Here is a 15,288-nt window from a genome sequence, read left to right as displayed (position 1 = left end):
AGCTCGGGTACCGAACCCCCCTCGTCGCATACCGCCAACCCCCCCCGGGGTGGGCGCAACGGGAGTTTTGGCCCTGGGGGGCCCGCAACCCCGCCACCCCGCGGGGCCGGGGGCTGGGGGTGCCGGGGGCGCAGCAGCGCGCGCAGCCGCGCGAAGAACTCCGCCAGATGGAACGGTTTCGTCAGGTAGTCGTCGGCGCCGCCGTCGAGCCCGGCCACCCGGTCACGAACCTGCCCACGGGCGGTGAGCATCAGAATCGGGACGTCATCGCCCTGGGCACGCAGCGTGCGGCAGACGGTGAACCCGTCCAGTTTCGGCAGCATCACATCCAGCACGATCGCGTCATAGCCACCGCCGGTGGCGGCGTCCAACCCGGCGACCCCGTCGGGGGCGATATCGGCGGCATATCCTTCCTCGGTCAAGGCGCGCCGCAACAGCCGCGCCATCCGTGGCTCGTCCTCGACCACGAGTATCCGCATCACTCACCGCCCTTTCCCGCCCTTCACAGCATGCCGCAACGACCGCCACCTCCGATGCCAGGCTTCATCGCAGCTTCATACTTCATCGCAGCTTCATACTTCATCGTGGCTTCATCACCACGGAGTAGATCTGTCCGCACACACCGCACCGCGCGACCGAGCAGGAGGCAGAACAGCGATGGACACGCCGATCACACTGTGGGCCGGAGGAGCGAGCTGATGACGATACGCACCGCGTTGACCGCCCTGCTCGCCGTTCCGCTGCTGGCCATCACGGCCTGCGGAAACGACACCGACACCCCCGACTCCACCACCACCGAGCACGGCGGCACCGCCGAGCACGCCGCCGCCACGCAAACCACCGACGCGGACTGGGCACCGGTCGCCGAGATCCTGGGCCGCAGCGGAAAGTTCGACAAAACCAATACCGTCTACCGGGTCGGGCTGCCGCGCACCGATCTGTCGGTGCAGGTCCGCGACGTCACCATCAACCCGGGCCTGTCGCTGGGCGGGTACGCCGCGTTCACCAAATACGGCGACCAGGCCATGCTGATGGGCGACCTGGTGGTCACCGAGGCCGAACTGCCCGCCGTCACCGACGCGCTGCAGGCCGGTGGCCTGGCCCAGACCGCGGTGCACAAACACCTGCCCCAGCACGAGCCGCCGATCTGGTGGACCCACATCCACGGCATGGGCGACCCCGCCAAACTCGCGCAGACCATCAAAGCCGCGCTGGACAAGACCGGTATCCGCCCACCCACGCCGGCATCGGGTGAGCAGCCGCCCCTGGACCTCGACACCGCCGGCATCGACACCGCGCTCGGCCGCAAGGGCACCAGCGAGGGCGGGGTATACAAATACGGCATCGCGCGCGCGGAAACCGTCACCGCCGGCACCCACACCCTGCCCGCGGCCCTGGGGTTGACCACCGCGATCAACTTCCAGCCCGTCGGCGGCGGCCGCGCGGCGATCAACGGCGACTTCGCGATGATCGAATCCGAGATCCAGCCGGTCGTCCAAGCGTTGCGTAGCGCCGGTATCGAGGTCGTCGAGATCCACAACCACGGCCTCGACGACAACCCCCGATTGTTCTACATGCACTTCTGGGCCGTCGACGACGCCGTGCGCCTGTCCAAGGCACTGCGCACCGCACTCGACGCCACCAACCTGCAGAAATAAACCCCAGTATCGAGGTAAAACCGTGCTCACACGCGCGCGAACCGCGCTCACCCTGCTCGCCACGGTCGGGGTGGTGACCGCCGGGACCGGCTGCTCCGACACCGGCCCGGCATCAGAGCCCACCACCGCGGCTGGGCCCACCGCGACCGTCGGCCAGGTCACCACCATCGGCTTCGACGACAACACGACACTGCCAGAGGGCACCGACATCGCCACCGGGACCTGGCAGATCCAGGCCCAGGACGGCACACCCACCCCGCCGAACGCGTTGTGCCAGACCGCCACCGCCGAATATCCCGCCCTCACCCTCGGCCCGGCGAACTACACCGACGCCACGATCAGCGTCCGGTTCCTGCCCATCTCCGGCACCGAGGACCAAGCCGCCGGAATCATCTTCCGCAGCGTCGACCCCGGCAACTACTACGTGCTGCGCGCCAACGCACTGGAAGGCAACGTCAACTTCTACCAATACACCAACGGCACCCGCTCGATCCTCGCCGAAGCCAACACCCCCGTCCCGACCGGACAATGGCAGGAACTGCGCGTCGAGATCACCGGCGACACCATGACCGGCTACCTCGACGGCACCCAGATCGTGCACACCCGCCACGACCGCCTGCGCAGCGGCCGCATCGGACTGTGGACCAAGGCCGACTCCCACACCTGCTTCGACGACTTCACCGCCACGGCGCGGTAGCGCGAACACACCCACGCCACCGGTCATGGGCGCCTGCCCCGTCGCCAGACGCCCATGACCGACCCGGCTCGCCGCGAGCGGCAGCCGGTGCATCACGACACATCTCGAGAAGGGAACCTACGATGCGGCCACGCACGATACCGGACTGGATCGCCTTCGTATTACTGCTGATCGGCGCGTTCGCCTGGGCCGCGTTCGTCACCGACGTCAACGTGCTCGACCGGGCCCTGGAACCGATCGCCGACCCCCTCGACGACATCGTGTTCGTGCTCATCGGGCTCGCCGGCCTGTACTGGATCATCCGCGTGATCACCGGTGAACGCAGCCACCAGCACTGAACCACCCACGAATCCTGCTGGATGGGGTCCCGCACCGGGCAGCCGAGACCGGTGTCCGAGCGGCTCAGCGGGCAGAACGCGCCCCAGGAGCGCCCCCGGGTCAGTCGTCCTCGTCGGGGGCGTCCGGATCGCGGAGCGGCCGGTGGCCCTCGCCGAGTTCGGGCAGATGGAAGCTGTAATGGCCTTCCAGGCGAATGTGCTTTCGGATGAACGCCGAGAGGCGGGCGGCGTCCTCATCGCGCACCGGATAGTCCTGGGCGCGTAGCTCGTCCAGTGCCCGGTCCAGGTACACCGAATTCCACAGCACGACACAGTTCAAGATCAGGCCGAGCGCGGAGAGCTGGTCTTCCATGCCGTCGAGGTAGGCGCGGGTGATCTCGCCCCTGCGGCCGTGAAAGATGGTGCGTCCCAGGTCGTGACGGCCTTCTTGGAGGTTGGCTTGGGCCTTTGCCTCGCGCCGATACGGTTCGTCGTCGGCCATCCGCAGAATGTGCAGCGTCTTGAAGGTCCGGCCGTAGTGGGCGATGGCCTGTCCCAGGCTGGTGGGGTTGCCGTCGCGGGAGATCATGCGGGTGACCTCGTGCGCGGAGACCTCACCGCGGTTCATCGACACCGCCACGCGGCACATGTCCTCCCAGTGGGAACACACTTTCTCGATGTCGATGCGGCCGCGTGCGGCCTTGTCCAGGGGACCGTAGTCGGCGGCCGGGTCGATGCGCCACAATCGCTGATCAGGCAGGTGCTTGAGCTGCGGCCGATACTTGCGGCCCAGCAAATGCAGCAGGCCGAAGACGATGTCGGAATACGATCCGGCGTCGGAAATGATGTCGTCGGGTACCTTGCTGCCCTCGGGTTGGCGCAGGATCACGTCGATGGCGTTGAGCGAGTCACGCGGGGTACCCGACACGACCATCGCGTTGAGCCCGGCGGCCTGGTCGTTGAGCATGTTCAGCCAGGTACTGCCTCGTTTCGGTCCAAAATATTTTCGGTTGGGTCGGGCGTGGATGGACCGGACGGGCACGACGAACCGCATCCCGTCCACACTGGCGACGCAGCCGCCGCCCCACAGCTGAGCCAACGGCACGTTCGCTTGGGCGTTGACCAGCACCGTGTTCGCCACAGCCATCGTCTCCGCCCGAATATAGTGCTGGTCGACGTGGCGCAGCCGATCCCGTGTCAACGCGTCCGCGCCGGGTGAAACCACCGGCGCCAGACCGACATTCATCGCCTGCGAGCACAACACCGCCGCGACCGAGACACCGAGGTCGGCGACGCGGGCACTGGTGCCGGCGACGTGCGTGAAGGATTCACCGAACTCCGGAAGCCACGACATCACCTCCAACACCAGCTCCGGCAGGTCGACCCGCGGAATCATCGCCGCCGCGCGGCGGCGCAGATCGGTCAGACTGGGTGGATCCGGCACCGCGCTCAACGCCGCCACGTGCAGTTTGCCGTCCTCATCCACGCTGGCGGGGGTGTCGTCGCCCAGGCGCGCGGCCAGCTCCCGGTATGCGGCATCCACGCTCGCGGCCAGCTCACCGAGCATCGGCCGCGGATTGTCCGGCAGGCCCAGGGCGTTCATGCCGGTGTCGCGGGCAGTCTCCCACGCCATCCCCGACAGCAGATGCGTGCGCGGGTCACGCCATTTCGAGGAATCCTCGGCGAAAATGTTGCGGTAGCGCAGATGCCGATGGAACTGTTCGAGCACACACAGCGTGTACGCGGCCCGATCCACCGTCTCCTCCGGCCGCTCCGCGGGGTACACCAGTCGCTGCCAGCCGCCGCTCACCAGGTCGTGATCGACACGGCGGGCTTCGAGCCAGCGGGCCGGGAGCCCACGGCTCCGTTGCGGGGAGATCAGCTCGGCCAGAGTGTGCATAGCCTTGAGGACCGGCCCGGCGTCGCCGGTGGCGCCGAAGTCGATGGTGCGCATCATCGCGGGTAGGAATGAGCGGACCGTGGCGAATCGGCCGGCCAGCTCCTCGAGGCGCTGTCCGTCGAACTCCGGATCCGCTTGCGGGACAAGCTCGTCGATCGCGGCCAGCGCCGCGCGTAGCTCGGATTTGGAGACGGTGCTCTCGATCAGGTCCCACACCAGTTCCAGGGACAGCTGCGGGTCGGCCTCGCTCATCTCCAGCAGTACCCGCACGGCGCGGGCGAGCTTCCCGGCGTTGCGGGTCACTCGGGGATATCGGCGCAGCTTTTCGTCCTTGGACTGGCGTTCGGCCTTGGCCATCAGGTCGGTGACCATGAGCAGGTCGAACAGTTCGAGCACGTCGTCGACCGCTTTGGCCCGCAACGTGAACGCTGTCGCCGTCAATAACGCAAGCAACCGTTCCCGCTGTGACTTCAAGCGCCGTAGATGCGAGGTCTTGCCGGTGATCCCGTGCGCCGCCAGGGCGATCAACCGGCGCGGCGGCACCTCGGTGATATCGACCGACGCCGGGACCACCGCATACAGGTCCCGCGCCCGTGCCAGCGCGTGCTTCATTCCCGTCGTCGACGGGGTGAACGCGCCCCTGCGCAGGCGTTCCAGCTCAACCACCTTGCGGCGGCCCTCCTCGCGGGTTTCCAGCAGCCCCAACAGGATTCCCGCTTCCCGGCCGGTGAGCTGGGAGGCCAGATGCGTCCACAGCCGCTGATCAGCGGCCTGCTTGCTCTCGGAGACGAGCCGTTCCAGGGTCGTCACGCCCGGAAGCAAGGCACTGCGTTCGCGCAGCCAGCGCACCGCGCCCGCGGTCAGAGCCTTCGGGCCGTCGCCGGTCATCCACGCTTGATCAGCGATCCACGCCACCAGCTCGCCCTCGACCTGCGCGAACTCGGTCAGCCCGTCGGTGCGGACGATCTCGTCCTGATGGTCGTAGCGTGTCTGCTTGCGTTCGGTGTAGGACTTCACGCAGGTCGGGTCGGCGATATCGAGCTGTTCGGCCAGGTAGGTGACCACCTCGGCCGGGACATCGAGCGGATCCGGCAAGAACATGCCAAGGTAACGCACAGTCACGAGCTGGAGGGCGAAACCGAGGCGGTTGCTGTCGCGGCGACGCTCGGCGATCAGCTTGCGATCGGCATCGTCGAGGTAAAAGAACCGCTCCAAATCCGTCTGCGACAGCACACCGAACCGGCCGTATTCCACGGCCCCCTCATCACGCACAGCCGCACATGAAACCACCAGCGGCGCAACCGCGCTCGCTGTTCGACCGAATCAACCAGAATCAGAACAAGATCTCGGCCGAATCTTCCACATCAGGTATCGGCCCAGCCACGAAATCGGCGAACCATGAGCCCACGTCGACCGGGTCCGATTCCGGCGGCAACCCGGTCTCACGCCACACCCCGTACGGATCGGCTAGCCCGCGGCAATACCAGCCGGTGCTCGCGTCCCACAGCAGCACGCTCAGCCGCGCCGCCGGCACCGCGCCCTCACGCACCGCGAGCGTGAACCAGCCCGAACTGCCCCGCACCGGATCCGGCGGGTACAGGACCGGATCCAGATCCGCGGCGGGCAATCCCAGAGCCTCGCCGATCAGCACCTGAGCCTCGGCGACCAGGACCGCCGCATTCACCGCCTCCAGCATTCCCGCATGATCCCACCGACCACTGACACGCACCGACCAGGGCAAACATCGCTAAGCGCGACTTTTCTCGTCACTGGACCCCACATGCCCACACCTTGAAGGGACTCCCGATCATGGAGATCATCAGCAACCCGTTCCCGCTGCGCCCCGCCACCGAGGACACCCGGCCCGCGACCGAGACCAGCAAGGTCGTGCGGTTCCTGACCGAGGTCGCGCAGGAGCTGGCGGTCCAGGACGCCGACGGGTTCGTCGATTGCGCCGCGGACCTGACCGTTCGCGCGCTCGCGGCGGCGGCCGCCGTCGGCCACTTCCACGGAGGCGCCGAGGTCGACGGCGTGCTCGCTGTCCTGGGCGACACCGTCAACACCTACACCGATACCGCCCGCGCGTACATGGACCGCTTGTTCGCTGGTAACCGCCCGGATCTGCACGAGCGCGCGACCGCGCTGTTCACCGCAGCCGATCAGCTGACCGAAATCGTCAGGGCCATGGAGGCCGAGTTCCGGGGCGTGATCACGGTGCGCGCCATCTGGTCCCCCGGCGACCGGGTCGAGGTCTTCGACTACGAGGACCACCCGATGGGCGAGTACGTCCCGCTCGACCCGCCCGCCACGCCGGTCGACACCACCGAGGAAGCCACGCGCCAGCTGGCCGAGCGGCACTTCGTCGTGATCGGCGACTGGGAGAAGTCCACCGGCAAGATCCTCGACGTCGAGTTCGAGGAGTACCACGCCGCGCTGCGGTTCACCCTCACCTTCTAGTCCTCCCATCGGGAGCGGGGTGGCGGCGGTCCGAGGTCTTCGTCCGCCGCCCTTCTTCTCCCGTCTCCGACCGCACCCCGCCACAGTGGGAGGGACGCATCCATGCCTGCCGATAACCAAAACGAACGTTTTAACGAGAGCTGGGCGGCTGAGCGCTGGCACGACTGCACTCCTCGCGCTCCGCTCTACCTCACCCCACCCAGCACACCCGCGATCCGCGACCGAATCCGCGCCGAGGAACTGGGCGCGATCATGACTCCCGCTCAAGGCAACCGCCTGAGCGCTGACTACCCGCTGTGGTGTGCCGACAACGGGGTGTTCGGCGGGGCCTATCCCGGTGACGACGCCTACCTGAACTGGCTCGGCCGGCTGCGCCCGCACGCCGACCGCTGTCTGTTCGTGGTGGCGCCCGACGTTGTCGGCGACCACTTCGCCACGCTCGCCCGCTCTCTGCCGATGCTGCGGCGCATCCGCGATCTCGGGTTTCCCGTCGCCTTCGCGGCCCAGAACTTCATGGAGTTCGACACCTGGGACCCGTGGGACGAGATCGACTGTCTGTTCCTCGCCGGGGACACCGCCTGGAAGCTCGGCCCGGCGGCGGCAAACCTCGCCGCGGTCGCCTCGAGCCTCGGCAAGTGGGTCCACATGGGCCGTGTGAACTCGCGCCGCCGCTATGACTACGCGACTGCGATCGGCTGCGACAGTGTCGATGGGACCTACCTCACCTTCGCCCCGGACGCGAACCTCCCCAACGTTTTGTCCTGGACTGGCGATGCCAACGCCCAGCCGTCGCTGTTCCCGCTCTGATCGACGGCTCGCCCGCTTGCCACGGTAAAGCGCCACGCTTTACCGTGGTGGTATGGCGAAACTGAACATCAGCCTCCCGGACGCGACGGCCCAGGCTCTGCGCGAGAGCGCAGAGGGCAACGTCAGCGCCGAGATCAACCGGGCCGTGCTCCAGCGGCTCGCGGACAAGGAGTTGCGGCGCATCGCCGCGCACGAGCAGCAGAACCCACCGAAGTACAGCGACTCCGACTTGCTGCGCATCGGCATGGGCATGCCCCTGTGAGGGAACTGCACCAGGGCGACATCTACACCATCGCCGCCGGTGACGGCTACCTGACCGTGGTGATCATCGACGGCCAGGCGTTGCTGCGCCATCGTGATGTGGCGCTGGCGGTGCCGGTCGTCGACGCCCGGGAGATGCCGCAAGACCTGCGAATCTTCTCGGTGGGCTGGAACGACGGCCGCGTGCTCGCCGTACACCGGTTCATTCCCTGCGTGCGAGCGGTACTCGAGGCCGGAACCTACGACGGGACAGTGACTCCCGAGATGCTCGACTTCATCAAGATGGTGCTGGCCGTCCGGTTCGATCTCTGACAAGCACGGCCGCCGCCGCAGAGAGCTGGTGCCGGAGACGTCGCGGATCACCTCAGCACGGGCCGCGAAAACCGCTTCCCCGCCCCCCGATCCGAGAGCAGAATTCCCGTCCGTGGCCTACATCAGTCCGTTCGGCGACCCCACGGTCGACCACGACAGCCGAGACGACGTGCTCTGCATGTCCCGCGAGCATCCGATCAACGCGCCCTCGACGACGCTGTTCGAATTCGCCTCGGCCGCCCAAGCCGCCATCGACGCCGGGGCCGCGCAGCCGGCGTTCTTCCTGTCGCGTCAGCTCGCCGAGTTGTCGCTCAAGGCGCTGTATCCGGCCTACTCCGGCATTCCCACGCTGAGGTCGAGCCACGTTCTCACCGCATTCCTCGACGCCCTCGCCGCGGCCGATGATCCGCTGCTCGGCACCGGGGAGACCGAGCGCGACATCGTTGCCTTCGTCCGCGACCTCGAACGCCATGACCGCAACGGCGACCAGGGCCGCTACCCCACCACCAAGGACGGCCGACCGGCCCTGGCGACCGTGTGCTGCGCCGACCGGGAGCTGCTCTCGAAATCGGTCTGGCGGCTCTACCACTACGCCGCCGACCGCATCGACCCCCTGCCGGTCTGACCTCCCTTAAGTCGGGCCCGGCTGCCCCATGCTCTGCGGGACAGAACGTCCGAAAACCTTGCCGTCCCTACCGTGCCGAAGTTGTCGGTCACTTGTGTCACCCTGGGAGAGACCCACCCGGCCGGAGGAGAGAACGAACATGGCCGCGACCGAGACCGATGACCAGGAGCAGCCGACGGTGCGGCTCGTCGTGCACTGCCGCCGCTGCCACGGCTGGCTGCTCTCGGCGGCCTCGGTGAGCGCGGGGATCGGCCCAACCTGTGCTGTGAAGGAGCGTGCCGAACAACGCGCTAACAGCGCGGCGCTGACCCTGTTCGAGATTGCTGCGGCCTGAACCGGTGGGGTTCCTGAGCGTCAGTCCGGCTGTACCAGGCCAGGGGTAGGTGTCCCACCGAGCTGCATGACTTCGGCGTAGGCGGCGGCGCGGGCGACCGCGAGATCTGCGGTGTCAGGGGAATTGGCCTCGTCGGCGGTGCGGACCGCAGCGAGCGCCGCGTCGAGCCGGTGTCGGCGCGCGAGCTGCTGGCGGGAGATTCGTTCCCGCTCGGTTTCCGCCAGTGCGCGCGCCTCCGTGTCCTCCAGCGCCGTTGACAGCGTCCGGGCCGATGCCGCTGCGGTGGCCAGGGCTTCGGCGTCACGCTCCAGGTCCGCGACCAGCTCGTCGACCGTCCGCTGCGCGGCTTCGGCCGCAACACGGTCGGCGGGCGAGATGACTCCTTCTTCGGCGTCGAGCAGCTCGGCCCGCGCCGCCACCAGTTCTCCGCCGCGCAGCGCTGTTTGCGCCATCTGCCAGGCCGTTGCGCTCAGCTCCAGCTCGCCCAGATACTTCTCGCGAAATGCCCGGCCGGACTTGATGTCCTCGATGGCAAGAATCGCGCGGGCCAGCGGACGGCAGAGGGCCGGCGGCAATACCTTCAGCCTTGCCCCGGTCAGCGTGGCCTTCTCCATCTGCCGCTGATCCAAGGCCGCTCCGATCGCTGCGGTCGACAGCCCGGATACGATAAGGATGCCTGCGGCGAGAATGCACCACCACCACGAGGCCCAGTCCGTCAGCAGGGCCAGGAAGGCGGTGACGGGTACGCCGACCAGAGCGGCAATTCCGCCGATCCCCATCGTTTTGCCCGCGAACAGCAGTTCGGCAGGATCACGGTATGCGGGATCGCGGAGGAGGACCGTATCCCAGTCCAGGCGCACCGGATCGAGCCGCCAGCCTTCCGCGTCCGCCGCTACCGCCGGGTCGTTTGCCTCGGTCATCGGTTTCCCCTCTCCCCCGTCGCTCTGGGTCGTCTCCTCCGGCGGCGTTCGCCGCTGGTGGACGCGGGTATCGCGCTCCCGCCATGCCCATTTATTCTAATGTATCTAAAGGTGCTCCGCGCGGGGGTATCTCACCGTAGTGTTTTTTGGTGTCACTCCGGATAATGGCAGTTATCCGGAGCCAGAACCACATTTGCCCAGGTCAGCTCCATATCAGCGTCATCAGGGCATCGATGTCAGTGGGCGGGTGGAGCGATGCGCTTCTTCAACGGGGTCTCCCGCTGTATCAGCAGGCCGTAGGGCCGCCCGCCACGGCCCGCAGCCAGTATGCCAAAGACGCGGCATCCCACACGCCTGGCCACGGCCGAATCAGGAACTGGGGTCTTCGTCCGTGCCGCCGAGAATCCGCTCGGGGCTGGCGAACTCCTGCGCCAAGTCGGCCGCCCACGGCGACCCACCGGCGGCCAACTCGTTCATCCGCCGGAAAACCCTCTGGCGTTCTGCCACCATCGTCCGGTGGCACACCTCCGGATCGGCGCAGACCCGCTCGTGCAACTCGCCCGCGACGAAACACCGGGCCCCGACTTCGACACCTTCGGGTCCGTACGCCTCACAGTGCCATGATTCCGTCACGACTCAAGCACCCTCGGGAGTTACGTCACCGTGACGGTGGTGGCGGACTCCGTGCGCCGACGGAACCGACCACCCGGTCAACCCTGACAGCAACCCTGCTGCGCCTGCGGTCCCGCGGTCGCGCAACAGCTGCGCCATGGCGGGCAGCCCGGCGGCGGCGAACTCCTCTGCCACCGCAGACAGCGCCACCTCGTCACCCTGGGCGAGCGCCTCACCGAGCCGGCGGTCGGTCGCGGTCAGATTCTCCATGGATGTGCTCACCGAGCGACCTCCTCTTGAGCGTGGGCAAACCAAGCACGGGTGCCGGGGTGGCCGGCTGCGGCATCGCCTTGGCCGTCGGTGACGCCGAACAGATCGCAGGCATAGCGGTTCAGCACGGTGTCGGCGGTTTCATCGGCGTCGCGGAGCACGCCCTCGTCACCGAGCAGGTACGCGACGCCCGCGACCTCGCCGGACGACCACACGTACCGATAGTCGTCCCAGCCGTGCGCCCGGACCGCGCGGGCCCGGCGCACCAGGTCAGCGAGCCGGGCAGCGTTCTCGGCGTCGCTGGGCCGCCGCGCCTTGAAGTCTTCCCAGGTGATCGGTGTTTCGTCGAACATTTCCAGTCCCCTTGTTGAGCGGTCGTCCTGTCTCGTTATTTCCGGTCACCGAGGCTCTTCGCGCCACCGCGCAATTGATTTTCGAGGTCGCGGATCTCGTCCTTGAGCGTCTCGAGCCGGGCGTACGTCGCCCGGCGGGCGTTGACCGCTTCGTCGGTCAGAGGCTTCGTGTCGGACCAGTCGGACTTCAGCCAGTCGCGCACATCAGATAGGGCCAGTGCCGCGCGGTTGGCGGCGTCGGCGGCATTGGTGAAGATCGCCTGCTGTGTCGGCAGACTGGTCATGAGGTGCGCTCCTCGGTGTTGGCGGATTCCTCGCCGAGCAGCTCGGCGAGGAAGTCGTTGTTCCGTTGCAGCGCAGGCGTTTCGGAGATCGCGTAGAACTCGTCGACTCCCGCGCAGATCGCGACGGCTTCTAGCACGCGCCGGGCGTGCGCGTGGCCGAGCCCGCTCAGCGTCGCGGACAGGTCGACCGGCTCCCCGTGGGCCATGCTTGCGGCCAGGCGCACGAGCCGTTCCGCGCCGCCGTGCAGGTGGCCCAGGCCCTCGAGGCGCCCGAGCCGGTGCCAGTCGCGAATCCACGCGGCGGGCACGGACCGTCCGTCGATGTCGACGTCCACGATGTCCACGTAGGGAGCGAGGTCGGCCCGGCCGGGCAGGTCTGTGTAGGTGAGCAGGTGGATCGCAGCCCGCTGGAAGGGGGAATCAGCTGCGGCAGCGCCGGTTTCGAGCATCGTGCGCAGCTGGTCGGCGGTGTAAGAGGCGGTCATCGGTCCTTCTCGTCCGTGGGGAGGTTCGGTGAAGTCAGCGTGCCGCGTGCCTGCTCGAGCAGCCTCAGCGACATGGATTTGCCAGAGATCGCCCCTTCTCTGCGAGGGAAGGTGAGCCAGTCGCGCGTCATGGTGGCGCGGCTGCCGTCGCCCAGGATCACCGGCACCGGGTCGGGGGTAACCTCGCCGTCTGTGGCCCATCTGTCGAGGACCGCGAACACCGGCGCGAAGTAGTCGATGACCTCGCCAGCTGTCTGGGTGTCGGTCATGCTTCCTCGTCGTGGTAGAGCGGGCTGGTGTGCGCCTGGGCACGCTGGAGAGCCCGCATGAGGGCATCGGCGTGCCGGGCGGCCTCGCGCAGGTCCTCAGCGGTCTCCACGGCGGCCTGCTGCGCTTGGGCGACGCCGCCGCCCGGCTGGTCGCGGTGTTCGGCGTGGCGCAGGGTTGGGTCGTTGGCGAAGTGCTCGGCCCAGGCGGCCAGCTGTTCGAGGCTCTGGTGTTCGGAGCTGGCGGCCTCGGCGAGCCCGCCGAGCACGGTGTACCCGTCGGCCACGTACGGCAGGGCCTTGAGCGCGTCGGCGCGCACCACGGTGGCATGCGCGAGCATGCGGAAGATCTCGCGAGAGGCGACGGCGGCCGCGCCGAGCGAGTCGGCATTGTGCGGGCCGATCGTCGGCCACATCTCCTGCACGACCTGTACGCGATCGACTTTGGTCATGGGCGGGGTGCTCCCGTTCCTGTGTTGTTGGGCCGCTGCGTGGTTCGTCCACGCCGTCCCGACGAGTCTGCCACCGGGCACCGACGGGTGCAGGCGGATGACCGGGGCGGGACGGCCGGCGGTGGGAGGACGGGGCCCCGAGCTTGCCGCCGGGCCGACGTCCTTGGCGGCCCTACCGGCTTCGTTGGCGGGGGCGAACGCGGGGCGACACCCTTCCACACACCTAGTGTATCTAAAACCTCTAATGTATCGGTAGTGCTTCTGGTGCCGATTTCAGCAGGTCGCATGGCCGTTCAAATCTATTGCGAGACAGCATATTTCGATTTAAGACACGTCAAGAAAGTTCTTGACCTCGATCAACTTTAACGGGTAATATATGACATAGAAGGAAGCGGGACCGGACACCCCGCCTTCTTCGACCCCACTCGCAAATCACGAAGGGACGATTCCCATGCTCGAATTGATGGATTGGTTCTGCGGCGCTGGCGGCTCCACCCAGGGCGCATCGAAGGTGCCCGGTGTGCGCGTCACCCGCGCGGCGAACCACTGGTCGAAGGCCATCGAGACCCATGCCACCAACTATCCCGAGGCCGATCACTTCCTCGGAGACCTGAGCACCGAAGAGGCCAAAGAACAGATCGTGAAATGGCCTGTGGCCGATATCTTCTGGGCATCGCCGGAGTGCCCGCAGTGGTCCTCGGCGCGCGGCAAGAAGCGCGACTACGACAACACCCTCCAAGGTGACCTCCTCGACCTTCAGCGCGATGAGGAAGCCGACCGCAGCCGGGCGCTGATGGAAGAGGTCCCGATGTACCTGCGCGGCGTGATCGAGCGCGGTGGCCGGGTCCGCGCCGGGGTCGTGGAGAACGTGGTCGAGGTCCGTCAGTGGGACCAGTGGAACCGCTGGATCGGCGAGATCCGGGCCCTGGGCTACGGGGTCAAGGTCATCGCCCTCAACTCCAGCCATGCCCAGCCGGTTCGCACTCCGGCGGCCCCGCAGTCCCGGGACCGGCTCTACGTCGCCTACTGGGATCTCAAGCTCGGCCGCGAGCCCGACTGGAACAAGTGGCTCCGCCCGTTGTCGTACTGCCTGGCCTGCGACGAGTGGGTGAGCGCCCTCCAGGTCTTCAAGAAGCCCAATGCCGACATGGGGCGCTACCGCACCCAGTACGTGTACCGCTGCCCTCGCGTCAGCTGCCGCAACTCGATCGTGGAGCCGCCCGCGCTCCCGGCGGCCGCCGCGATCGACTGGACCCTGCCGGGCACCCGCATCGGCGACCGGGACAAGCCTCTGGCTCCCAAGACCATGGAACGCATTCGCGTCGGGATGCGCCGCTACGCCTCGATGATGCCGATGATGGTCCCCGCCGGGGGAACCTGGCGCGACGACGCCACCCAGGTCACCGGGCCCATGGCCGCCCGCACCACCCGGGAGAACGACGGGCTCGCGATTCCGCAGCCGTTCCTGGCGCTGCTGCGCTCGGACCGCCCCCGCACGATCGGGCTGAACGAACCCCTCGCCACGGTCGTTGCCGACGGCTCCAACCACGGCCTGGTCGTGCCGCCGCCGCTGATGATTCCGATGGAGGGTCGCGACGGCAAGGAAGCCCAGCTGGCCTCGATGCCGCTGCGCACCCAGACCACCCGCAACGAGACGGCGGTGGCGTTCCTCCCCTTCGTCGCCGAGCTGCGCGGCGGTTCCTCGGACGCGCGTCCGGTGACCGAGGCCCTGGCCACCGTCACCGCCAGCGGCAACCACCACGGCCTGGTCACGCCGCCCGCCGGGATGTCGCCTGAGCTGTGGAACACGCTGCTGCTGCCCTACTACAGCACCGGCACCGCCCGGCCTGCCACCGAACCGCTGGGCACGGTCAGCACCCGCGACCGGTTCGCTCTGGTCGACATGATCACCGAGCGCGACATCGAGAACACGCGGTTCCGCATGTTGGAGCCGCACGAGATCCAGGACGCGATGGCGTTCCGCAAGGACTACATCGTGCTCGGCAACAAGCGCCAACGGGTGCGCCAGCTCGGCAACGCCGTCACCCCGCCCGCCGCCGAGATTTTGATCTCTGCGCTGGTGGAGGCCATCACCGGCGAAGAGCTCGACCGCTACACCCCGGCGGCGTGATCCACGGAGGGGGCCCCCAAACCCGGCCCCCACCCAGGCCCATACATTATAGTACACACCCCCCACCCCCAACCCGCCAGAAAACCCACGCCCCCCAGAAATAAACCGGATGGACAAAAACCAAAAAAATAACCAAGTTAGTCCCCC

At 67.8% G+C, this 15,288-nt stretch carries 20 protein-coding genes; 10 read left to right on the top strand and 10 right to left on the bottom strand.

The annotated features are described in order from the left end of the window. A partial coding sequence (locus QH270_RS22405; protein ID WP_280345784.1) for a response regulator transcription factor occupies window positions 1-479 on the bottom strand: 479 nt, incomplete at its 3' end. 219 nt (window positions 480-698) lie between these two features. On the opposite strand from QH270_RS22405, the gene QH270_RS22400 reads away from it, so the two are divergent. The 3 genes from QH270_RS22400 (at window position 699) to QH270_RS22390 (ending at window position 2,693) form a co-directional block, all read left to right on the top strand. Then, on the top strand, window positions 699-1,658 hold the full coding sequence (locus QH270_RS22400; RefSeq protein ID WP_432420404.1) for a DUF1259 domain-containing protein: 960 nt from the start codon (window positions 699-701) through the stop codon (window positions 1,656-1,658). Between the two features lie 22 nt (window positions 1,659-1,680). Then, entirely contained in the window at window positions 1,681-2,355 is a 675-nt protein-coding gene (locus tag QH270_RS22395; protein ID WP_052373457.1) for a family 16 glycoside hydrolase, read from the top strand. Between the two features lie 122 nt (window positions 2,356-2,477). After that, entirely contained in the window at window positions 2,478-2,693 is a 216-nt protein-coding gene (locus QH270_RS22390) for a DUF378 domain-containing protein (RefSeq protein ID WP_029930824.1), read from the top strand. Window positions 2,694-2,793: 100 nt separating this feature from the next. Here QH270_RS22390 and QH270_RS22385 read toward each other — a convergent pair whose 3' ends face one another. Together QH270_RS22385 and QH270_RS22380 are read right to left on the bottom strand one after the other, a co-directional pair. Then, window positions 2,794-5,844, bottom strand: coding sequence for a Tn3 family transposase (locus QH270_RS22385; RefSeq protein WP_029930823.1), 3,051 nt, complete (start codon window positions 5,842-5,844; stop codon window positions 2,794-2,796). 61 nt (window positions 5,845-5,905) lie between these two features. Continuing rightward, window positions 5,906-6,268, bottom strand: a complete 363-nt coding sequence (locus QH270_RS22380) for a hypothetical protein (protein ID WP_029930822.1) — start codon at window positions 6,266-6,268, stop codon at window positions 5,906-5,908. A gap of 113 nt (window positions 6,269-6,381) precedes the next feature. On the opposite strand from QH270_RS22380, the gene QH270_RS22375 reads away from it, so the two are divergent. From QH270_RS22375 to QH270_RS22350, 6 genes are all read left to right on the top strand, one after another. Then, a complete protein-coding gene (locus QH270_RS22375) occupies window positions 6,382-7,029 on the top strand; it encodes a hypothetical protein (protein WP_280345779.1) in 648 nt (215 codons plus the stop codon). A 102-nt stretch (window positions 7,030-7,131) separates the two neighbouring features. Further along, on the top strand, window positions 7,132-7,836 hold the full coding sequence (locus tag QH270_RS22370) for a hypothetical protein (protein ID WP_280345776.1): 705 nt from the start codon (window positions 7,132-7,134) through the stop codon (window positions 7,834-7,836). Window positions 7,837-7,888: 52 nt separating this feature from the next. Beyond that, complete coding sequence (locus QH270_RS22365) at window positions 7,889-8,098, top strand: hypothetical protein (protein WP_280345773.1); 210 nt, start codon at window positions 7,889-7,891, stop codon at window positions 8,096-8,098. Next, window positions 8,095-8,409 carry a hypothetical protein gene (locus tag QH270_RS22360; RefSeq protein ID WP_280345770.1) on the top strand — a complete coding sequence of 105 codons (315 nt, stop codon included), beginning with the start codon at window positions 8,095-8,097 and terminating at the stop codon, window positions 8,407-8,409. Before QH270_RS22365 ends, QH270_RS22360 begins: the two co-directional genes overlap by 4 nt. A 112-nt stretch (window positions 8,410-8,521) precedes the next feature. Then, complete coding sequence (locus QH270_RS22355) at window positions 8,522-9,034, top strand: hypothetical protein (RefSeq protein ID WP_280345768.1); 513 nt, start codon at window positions 8,522-8,524, stop codon at window positions 9,032-9,034. A gap of 139 nt (window positions 9,035-9,173) precedes the next feature. Beyond that, complete coding sequence (locus tag QH270_RS22350) at window positions 9,174-9,368, top strand: DUF6011 domain-containing protein (RefSeq protein WP_280345766.1); 195 nt, start codon at window positions 9,174-9,176, stop codon at window positions 9,366-9,368. 20 nt (window positions 9,369-9,388) lie between these two features. On the opposite strand, the gene QH270_RS22345 is transcribed toward QH270_RS22350, so the two are convergent. From QH270_RS22345 to QH270_RS22315, 7 genes are all read right to left on the bottom strand, one after another. Next, window positions 9,389-10,288: a hypothetical protein gene (locus QH270_RS22345; protein ID WP_280345763.1), complete on the bottom strand. Its 900-nt coding sequence runs from the start codon at window positions 10,286-10,288 to the stop codon at window positions 9,389-9,391. A 636-nt stretch (window positions 10,289-10,924) separates the two neighbouring features. Next, on the bottom strand, window positions 10,925-11,182 hold the full coding sequence (locus QH270_RS22340) for a hypothetical protein (RefSeq protein ID WP_280345760.1): 258 nt from the start codon (window positions 11,180-11,182) through the stop codon (window positions 10,925-10,927). Then, window positions 11,179-11,523 carry a hypothetical protein gene (locus QH270_RS22335; RefSeq protein WP_280345757.1) on the bottom strand — a complete coding sequence of 115 codons (345 nt, stop codon included), beginning with the start codon at window positions 11,521-11,523 and terminating at the stop codon, window positions 11,179-11,181. Before QH270_RS22335 ends, QH270_RS22340 begins: the two co-directional genes overlap by 4 nt. A 35-nt stretch (window positions 11,524-11,558) precedes the next feature. Next, a complete protein-coding gene (locus QH270_RS22330) occupies window positions 11,559-11,807 on the bottom strand; it encodes a hypothetical protein (protein ID WP_280345754.1) in 249 nt (82 codons plus the stop codon). Continuing rightward, entirely contained in the window at window positions 11,804-12,292 is a 489-nt protein-coding gene (locus tag QH270_RS22325) for a hypothetical protein (RefSeq protein WP_280345751.1), read from the bottom strand. Before QH270_RS22325 ends, QH270_RS22330 begins: the two co-directional genes overlap by 4 nt. Next, on the bottom strand, window positions 12,289-12,561 hold the full coding sequence (locus tag QH270_RS22320; RefSeq protein ID WP_280345749.1) for a hypothetical protein: 273 nt from the start codon (window positions 12,559-12,561) through the stop codon (window positions 12,289-12,291). The genes QH270_RS22325 and QH270_RS22320 overlap by 4 nt, the downstream gene beginning before the upstream one ends. After that, window positions 12,558-13,010 carry a hypothetical protein gene (locus tag QH270_RS22315; RefSeq protein ID WP_280345746.1) on the bottom strand — a complete coding sequence of 151 codons (453 nt, stop codon included), beginning with the start codon at window positions 13,008-13,010 and terminating at the stop codon, window positions 12,558-12,560. The genes QH270_RS22320 and QH270_RS22315 overlap by 4 nt, the downstream gene beginning before the upstream one ends. A 451-nt stretch (window positions 13,011-13,461) precedes the next feature. Between QH270_RS22315 and QH270_RS22310 the strand changes: the two genes are divergently transcribed. Then, window positions 13,462-15,141 carry a DNA cytosine methyltransferase gene (locus tag QH270_RS22310; RefSeq protein ID WP_060595217.1) on the top strand — a complete coding sequence of 560 codons (1,680 nt, stop codon included), beginning with the start codon at window positions 13,462-13,464 and terminating at the stop codon, window positions 15,139-15,141. Window positions 15,142-15,288 lie beyond the last annotated feature (147 nt).

It is taken from the genome of Nocardia neocaledoniensis (genome assembly GCF_029868625.1).
Classification (GTDB): domain Bacteria; phylum Actinomycetota; class Actinomycetes; order Mycobacteriales; family Mycobacteriaceae; genus Nocardia; species Nocardia neocaledoniensis_A.
This window is presented reverse-complemented; position numbering and strand designations above follow the sequence as displayed.